Origin of the sequence: Microbacterium sp. K27 (assembly GCF_004794435.1) — a bacterium.
GTDB classification, from domain to species: Bacteria; Actinomycetota; Actinomycetes; order Actinomycetales; family Microbacteriaceae; genus Microbacterium; species Microbacterium maritypicum_A.
Map to the genome: position 1 here is coordinate 1 of NZ_SSDK01000004.1, position 269 is coordinate 269.

At 66.2% G+C, this 269-nt stretch carries 1 protein-coding gene; it reads left to right on the forward strand.

The window, feature by feature from the left end:
• Positions 1 to 15: 15 nt before the first annotated feature.
• A partial coding sequence (locus tag DW307_RS00010) for a hypothetical protein (protein WP_136023608.1) occupies positions 16 to 269 on the forward strand: 254 nt, incomplete at its 3' end.

A 269-nucleotide genomic window follows, 5' to 3' on the forward strand; every position in this document is an offset into this window, starting at 1 on the left:
CGATGGCAGAGCTCGATGAATATGCGGCGACCCTGGCCGAAGTGGCACGCGAAGCACGCGAGAACCCGAACGAGCGTCGCCATCCCCGCGGGTGGGGTGCTCGCGGGTCTGGCCTCGGGTTCGGCCGTCATCCTCGAAGACAAGACCGCCACGCCGGGGTCGCAGCAGGAGTACACGGTCGTCGTGATGAAGGACGGCCATATCGTCGAGCGGGTTCGGGAGGTAGTCGACGACCGCATCGAGCATCGGCTGGACGCCACGGTTCTTGA